Annotated in this window: 5 protein-coding genes and 1 pseudogene; all 6 read left to right on the top strand. The window is 35.7% G+C overall.

What is annotated here, in order from left to right; all coding sequences use genetic code 11:
• Positions 1–3,445 (top strand): hemagglutinin repeat-containing protein (locus tag VER_RS07980; RefSeq protein WP_202922149.1); only part of this gene is annotated, 3,445 nt, incomplete at its 5' end.
• Between the two features lie 25 nt (positions 3,446–3,470).
• Positions 3,471–4,076, top strand: a complete 606-nt coding sequence (locus tag VER_RS07975; protein WP_162100309.1) for a hypothetical protein — start codon at positions 3,471–3,473, stop codon at positions 4,074–4,076.
• A 29-nt stretch (positions 4,077–4,105) separates the two neighbouring features.
• Positions 4,106–4,282 (top strand): annotated as a pseudogene (locus VER_RS10545) (hemagglutinin repeat-containing protein); the annotation flags it as partial.
• A gap of 30 nt (positions 4,283–4,312) precedes the next feature.
• Complete coding sequence (locus VER_RS07970) at positions 4,313–5,647, top strand: DUF637 domain-containing protein (protein WP_238390187.1); 1,335 nt, start codon at positions 4,313–4,315, stop codon at positions 5,645–5,647.
• A 7-nt stretch (positions 5,648–5,654) separates the two neighbouring features.
• Entirely contained in the window at positions 5,655–6,530 is an 876-nt protein-coding gene (locus VER_RS07965) for a hypothetical protein (protein WP_162100308.1), read from the top strand.
• Positions 6,531–6,544: 14 nt separating this feature from the next.
• Positions 6,545–7,798 carry a hypothetical protein gene (locus VER_RS07960; protein WP_162100307.1) on the top strand — a complete coding sequence of 418 codons (1,254 nt, stop codon included), beginning with the start codon at positions 6,545–6,547 and terminating at the stop codon, positions 7,796–7,798.
• Positions 7,799–7,856: the final 58 nt, after the last annotated feature.

Here is a 7,856-nt window from a genome sequence, read left to right as displayed (position 1 = left end):
AACAACCATACAAACCGAATTGAAACATACGGGTGTACTAGGTACAAATATAACCGGACAAACGGTGGACTTACAGGCTGGTCGTGATGTATCTATGACAGCTGCTCAAATTGGCTCTCTAGAAGGGACGACCATAGAGGCTGGTAGTAATATAAGGGCTAATTCCGCTGAGCAATATGATTACACTATGGCCGATGTGAAGGTGAAGAAATCTGGGATTATGGGTTCTGGTATGGGCTTTATGATTGGAACTAAAAAATCTACTGATGAACAACAGGGAGAAGCCATTACACAAGTAGGCACTACCATTGGAAGTGTAAATGGGAATACGCAGATTAAGGCAGGTGATACAGTTCATTTGACTACAACAGATGTAATTGGGCGTAGTGGAGTGTTTGTGACTGGACAAGATGTTATATTAGATGGGAATCAGAATACGAGTACTAATCAATATATGCATAAGGAATCTAGTTCGGGATTGACTGTTAGTTTAGGTGGACAAGTGGCTACGTCTATTACGGACGGTATTCGGTATAAGAATCAGGCTAAGGATAGAGATAATACTATATTAAAATCGTTAGAAGCGTATCGGGCTGCAAAAGCTTTTGATGAGGCTACGAATGCGTTTAATGCGTATAGAAATACTAACTCAGTGATTACAAAAGACAGGCTAGTTAATCTTCGAATTGGACTAGGCTCTAGTTCGTCGCGCTCTGAAACTACTCTACATACAGAATCCTATGTAGGTGGTTCGTTGCACAGTGATGGGGCGGTAGTTGTGCAGGCCATATCTCCTTCCGTATCACAAGGGACTATACGGGCTACAGGAGAGACTATTCAGGGCGATATAGTTCGGTTGCAAGCAACCAAGGATATTCAGTTATTAGCAGGGACTAATCAGAGAAATACTACCGAAGTAAGTTCATCAAGTGGTTGGTCAGTGGGGGCTAATATAGGGTTACAGACAGGTATGCCATTAGCTATTGATGCATCGGTTAGTAAGAGTAAAGGGACTGGTCAGGGCGAAATTGTTACACATACAGGGACTAATATCACAGGCATAACCGGTGTTCAAGTTAATTCTGGTAGAGATATGATAGTGGAAGGCTCGCGTATAGATGGGAATCGTGTCCTTGTTACGGTTGGTCGTGATTTAATGATGACGAGTTTACAAGATAAGGATGTATATACTAATACGGAGAAACATTCAGGGTTACAAGTATCGTATAACTTTGATGTGTTATCAGGAAGTCCACTTCATTCAAAGACAACTATGAATAGTTCGTATCAGTCTGTAACCAAACAAGCCGGTATATACGCTGGTGAAGGTGGATATAATATAGCGGTTGGTGATACTACTCGTTTGACGGGTGCGGTGATAGGGAGTAAAGCGGATAATAGTCAAAATGTAATAACAACAAAGAGTTTGTATACATCAGACATAGAGAATAGGGCTGAGTATAAGGCGGCTAGTAGTGGTGGTAATGGATTAGTGGGTGTAGTAAGTGATACATTAGGCACGATGTCTGTTTCTGGACAGTCTTCCAGCACAACTAGGTCAGCGATTGCAGATGGTATGATTATATCCGGTCAAGGAGATTCTATAGATACTATTTATCGAAATACGGAAGAGGCATTACAGGCTTTGAAACCTATTTTTGATAAACAGACTGTAGAAGAAAAATTAGCATTAACTCAAATTTTGTCTGAGGAAGGCTTTAAGTTAGTAGGGGATATTGCGACTAAACAATATATACAGAATATTCAAAAGGCACAGGAAGCTACTTCAGAAGCAGAAGCAAAGGGCTATAGAGAGGAAGCTAATAAATGGGCCGATGGTGGTATCTATAAAATAGGATTACATACATTAGTAGGGGCAGGTCTTGGTCAATTTACTGGACATGGCGCTATAACGGGGGCTGTGTCTGCGGGGACTAACGAAGCTTTGCAACCTGCATTAAGCCAGATTGACAATGAAGAACTCCATAAGTTAGCAAGCTTAGTGATTGGTAATGTAGTGACGGGGAGTACCTTTGGTGGGGCTACGGCACTAGATGCAACGAAGTTTAATTGGCTTAATCATTATGATCAGGAATATTTATTGAAAGACATTATGGAAAATGAATATGATAAATATACGTTATCTCAAAAAATAGCATTTTATATAGCTTTAAATAATTTAACTGCACCGTATGCAGATGAATTAGGGATTAATGATGGTGTTAGTGGTTATGTATATGAGAGATATGGAACTTCATTGCAATATAAATTAGGTGCTGGGTTTGGCAATACGATAGATACATTAGCAGCAGCATTATATAATTATGCTGAAAACCAAGGCATTGATAGATCATATTTAGATTTTTTAGTTGCCCAAAATATGAAAACATATGGAGATTTTAATTGGTTAAACCATCATTATCAAGGTCGGTTAGGTAATTTTAAAGATGTGACAAATGCTTTAGCTAGTAATGCGGCAATAACAAATTGGGGGTATAGTGGAGCAACTAGTGTTGCTAATAGAGGTGATGTATATGCAGATAAAGGATATAAAGTATTTACGGCCCCTGATGGACATAATTATGTATCTGTAAATGGGGAGTTATTATATACAACTCGGGAGTCTATGTATTCTAGTAATGATTTTGGAAATGCACTAGCAGATTTAGGCTATGTTGTACATAAAGGAAATGGATGGAATTACGTTTTATATAATGATAAAGCTTATTATGTGAATCGAAGAGCTAATGATGGGACCGTTTTAGGTGGAGATGCTAATTACGATAATCCTTCTAGTGTAGGAATAGCCGTTGAGGTTCATGGTTTAGGTCACGTATCTTTAGTAGCAGGATTTAATAATGACACTCATTTTGAAGAAGCCAATTTTGGTAGATATATTCCGAATAATACTAAAAAAACTCAAAGTGTTAATATACCTTATATTCGTTCAATTACTCAGGCTAATGGTATTGGTGCGTTTTTAGTAGATCCTAATTATATTTTAGGTAGAGAAAAAACAGTTTATTTACTTAATGATCATTATGTTGATGTAAAAAAAGTCATTGATAATTATAATACAAGAGTAAAATCTGAAGGGTATGTAGCTCAATTGGATACATTTTATCTTGGAGAAGATAGGATAAGTCCTTTTGCGTATAGAATTAGTGGCAGTATTGATAATTATCAGTTGTTTAGTAATAATTGTGCTACAACTACATTAGTCGCAATTCGTAAAGCGATAAAGGATGATTCGATAGATATTAATGTTAAAAATATTAATGAACTTTTAGAAGGTATAAATCCTAGAGTAGTAAGAAATATATTAGAAGAAGATTATAAAACTTATCATGGTAAAGGAATTGTAAAAGACATGATTGTTGGAAAAGAAGAAATTAGTAATATAGCCGATTCATTGATGAACGTTAGCTCATCAATGAATCATTAACAGATGAGATTGAGGAGCAAAAAATATGAAATATAAGGTAGTATTTAAAGAACTATTTTTATGGATCGTATTTACATTTGTTTATCTTTTTGTTAGAACAAATATTTTTATGATGTACTTTGTGACGTCTAATAGTATACTTATTCTTTTAATTATGAATATATTACTTATTATTGGAATGGGAGGGGTAAAGAGAAAGTGTAATTCTGTAATTAATGAGATTAAGGCATTGTTTTTTGTTGCTTTTTTTTATTGTATGGCAATAGTTTATTGGGATTTGGGGATTTTAGGGATGTTATTTCCCATGGGGGGGATATATAATTTCTTTAATGAGTTAGTAATAAATTTTAATTTACTACTGGGAGAAATAATTAATATAGTTTTGAAAAAAATATTTCGAAATGGGGATTTTTGGATTTATAGTAATTATAGTTTTTTTATTCCATGCATTTTATTAATGAGTATTTTAGGTGCCAATATTAGTACTAGAATTTATTTGTGGAAAAATAGAATGCAAATAAAAGATAGATGTATTGATTTAGATGAATGGTGGAAACAGAAACAGAATAAATTCAATAAAAAATTACGATTGATTATTATGATATGGTTTATTATTTTTTACTCGTTTTAAATGGTAATATATTCGTCTAAGAAAAAACTATACAAATCGAATCGAAACGTACGGGCGAACTTGGTACGAATATAATAGGGGAAAAGGTTGCGTTACAGTCTGGCCGAGATATATCGTTAGTAGGCGCTACGCTACAGGGCGATAGGGCTAAGGTTAAGGCGGGGCAAAACTTAACGATACAGAGTGTACAAGATAAGAAGGACTATACATCGAAAACTAAAGAAACAGGCTTGTCCGTGTCTATTCAACCAACTGGTCGTATAGGCTCTATTGGTGGAGCCCATAACATAGGTGAGACGCAGAGTCAGTATGCGAGTGTTACGAGTCAAGCGGGGATATATGCTGGGGCTGGTGGTCTTACTGTTGATGTAGGCGATACCACACACTTAACAGGAGCCGTATTGCATAGTGAAGCTGCACCATCTAAGAATGTAGTTAAGACCGGTACATTGGTGATGGAAGATATTCATAATGTAGCGGAATATACCTCAAAGTCTAAAGGTTTATCTTATGTATATGATGATGAGTATGAGCAGGCGAAGCGTAAGTTGCAAGCTAAGGAACCATTATCGCCAGGTGAGATACATACGCTAAATAATCTACATAATCAGGTGGGGTTACTCCCTGATTTATCGGTAGGGACGCATAAGAAAGAAACTTCGGTGACACAATCCGCTATTACGGATGGACAGTTACTTATTACTGATGGTGTCATAGATATTGAAACGATTAATCGTGATACGACCCAATCGTTACATAGGTTACAGGATATATTTGATGCGAAGTCTGTGAAAGAAAAAGAAGAATTAGCACGGCTTTTGTCTAAAAATATTAATGAAGGAATTCATATCCTGAGTGAACATAAACACTGGGCTGAGGGCAGTCCGCAAAAAATAGCGCTCCATGCATTAAGTGCCGGTTTATCTGCGCAAGTAGCGAAAGGCGATTTCTTTGCTGGTGCGGTAGCCGGTGGTACTAATGAAGCCCTTTTACCTAAATTACAACAAATGTTAGCTACCGATGATCCTGCTGTTTTACAAGCCGCTAGTGCTATCTTGGGATACGCTACCAATAAGACGATTGGTAAAGATGGTTGGACAGGGGCGGCGTTGGCTCAATATGGGACGAAGTGGAATAGTTTTAAAGACTATTACCATAAAGTTTTTGATGTTATTTTTGTCAAAACAGATTGGGTGAAACATGCATTAAAAGAGGCATTAATAACTGAAGTAAATACAGTTAATGAAAGAATTTTATTAGAATTTGGTAATGGAGATACTATTCGAATTAATTCTGGTCATGCATATTATAGAGATCATAAAAGTCAAAAAGAAGGGTTACCATCATTTAAATATACAAATAAAGAAGATATATTAATTGCAGTACTTTCGACTGTGTTAATTAATTATGAAAGTGGTAGCTTAAAGGAAAATAGTGTAACGAATACAGAAATATCTATGTTTTTATATGATGTAAAAGGAAAGCGACATTATATGAATGTACAAGTTGATATTTATAAAAGAGGCCAGCATATTGATGTTTCAAATTTTTATCCGATTAGATTCGCTTGAGGTAATAATGAAGTATAAAAAAGATGAAATTAAAATTGATACTATTCTTTCAGATATATCGCCTTTACGAGATATGCGTACAAATCTTTCTTATCGTCAGCATATACTCGATTATTTAAAAAACAGACGTTTTAATGAAGATGAATTAGCTTATATTTCATGTTTTCTAAAGCAATCATCTAGTTGGCGTGATTATGATTGGGTAATTAGTATAGAGTTATTTAAAATACTTATGCGCAATTTGCATATCGATGAGAATATATTGATGATTTTCCTGGACTATATTGAACTGGAAGGTTGGGAATATGAAGCGGTTATCTTAAAGGTTTTAGCTAGTAGAAATGAATGGAATGAATTCGTAAAATTCTGTTTAAGCAAAGAATTTTGCACTTTTAAAACTAGTTATTTTATGGAAGATGCTATTTGGCAGAATGTTAATTATTTAAAATATGATAGTCTATGTACCATTCATGATGGAGTGGAATATAGAGGAGAGATTATAAAATGTAACAATAATAATTTTATTCAAATTAGTTTAAATGGAATTAATTCATTAATTCGAAGAGTTAATAAAAGTAGAGAGAATAATAACCTTGAAAAAATTGCTAAAGATAAATTGATTAATTTAGGAAGTTTGTATACAAATCATGGTAATTTAAATATATATTTTTTTTCTGAGTCATATATTGTATGGGAATCCCTTAATACTGGTGAAATACTAACTTTAAAAAGTTTATATTGGGATAATATTCATAATACATTAAAAATGTATTATCTATTCGTAGAGGATAATACAAAAAAAGAAATCAAAATAATTGGTTTGAAAGAAAAAACTTTAAATTTGAATTATCTTGATAATATAATCATGGGATTTTTGGATTAGGGGCCTCCCTTCTCTTGATAGGTAGTTCTATTCGTAACTCAGGCCTTATTGCTGGAGGCTCTGTCTTAGCAAATAGCACGGGTAATATAGAGTCAACAGGGCAAATTAGAGGAATAAATCGAGTACAGCTATTAGCTGATGAGGATATAGCCATTCATAACCAAGATTATGGGATTTCGTATAAATCAAGAGGGCTATTATCGTCTAAGAAAACAACCATACAAACCGAATTGAAACATACGGGTGTACTTGGTACGACTGTATCAGGTGAGATAATTACTCTTAATGCCGGGGACTCGATTAACCTTATCGCAACACAAGTAGTAGGTACAGCTGATGTGAATATAGGAGCTGGTAAAGATATTACCACTACTTCTGCGGAGCAATATGATTACACTATGGCCGATGTAAAGGTGAAGAAATCTGGGATTATGGGTTCTGGTATGGGCTTTATGATTGGAACTAAAAAGTCCACTGATACACAAAGTGGTTCCTATATTACACAAGTGGGAACTAAGATTGGTTCATTATCGGGCATAGTATCTCTTCAAGCAGGCCATACTATACACGCTACTACTACAGATATGATTGGTAAAGAGGGTGTAACGATTGTAGGTAATTCTGTACGTTTAGATGGAAAAGAAGATACCATTATGGACTATGCGTATCATAAGGAACGGAGTTCGGGACTTACTGTTAGCCTTGGTGGTACGGTCATGAACGTAGCTAATACAGCACGTAATGTCGTACGTACTACGAAGAATCAACGAGACGCTAGATTAAAGGCTTTAGAATACGTAGAAGCAGGTAAATCTATAGATAGTAATCTTATGATGAAAGTACCCGCTACAACTGATTCTGATGGTAAGACTGTTGAAAGCCATAAGGCGCTAGATAGAGAGGCCTTGAAGAAGGTGAATGTATCTATGAGTATAGGTTCTAGCTCTACAGAGCAAGAAAGTACAGCTATTACTACGTCTTATAGAGGGGGTACTGTGTATAGTGATGGAGTGGTACAGATTACGGCTGTAGGTAATAGTAATGAATCTGATAAGGCTGGTACGATTCAGGCTATTGGTGAAACTATCCAAGGTAAGACCGTAGCCTTAAGTGCTGTCTGTTATACACATATCCGAGCCCGCGAGACGGAATCATGTCTCGTATGCCGTCTTCTGCTTGAAAAAAAAAGCAAGAGACCGCAAAACGGGAAAAGAACGACAACGCGGGGAAAAAGGAAATCATGCTCTCATAATAAAAGGTGCTCCTAACAAAAGAGCGGATGCGTAGTCGGCATTTCGCACAAATCTCTGAGACAGCACAGCCAGA

This window comes from Veillonella sp. R32 (assembly GCF_010093125.1).
Lineage (GTDB): Bacteria > Bacillota > Negativicutes > Veillonellales > Veillonellaceae > Veillonella_A.
Note: the sequence above shows the minus strand (reverse complement) of the source record. Positions and strands in the feature narration are given on the sequence as shown.

Excerpts from the sequence above, each read along its gene's own strand:
- VER_RS07975 (WP_162100309.1), top strand. The coding sequence starts at position 3,471 with ATGAAATATAAGGTAGTATTTAAAGAACTATTTTTATGGATCGTATTT.
- VER_RS07965 (WP_162100308.1), top strand. The coding sequence starts at position 5,655 with ATGAAGTATAAAAAAGATGAAATTAAAATTGATACTATTCTTTCAGAT.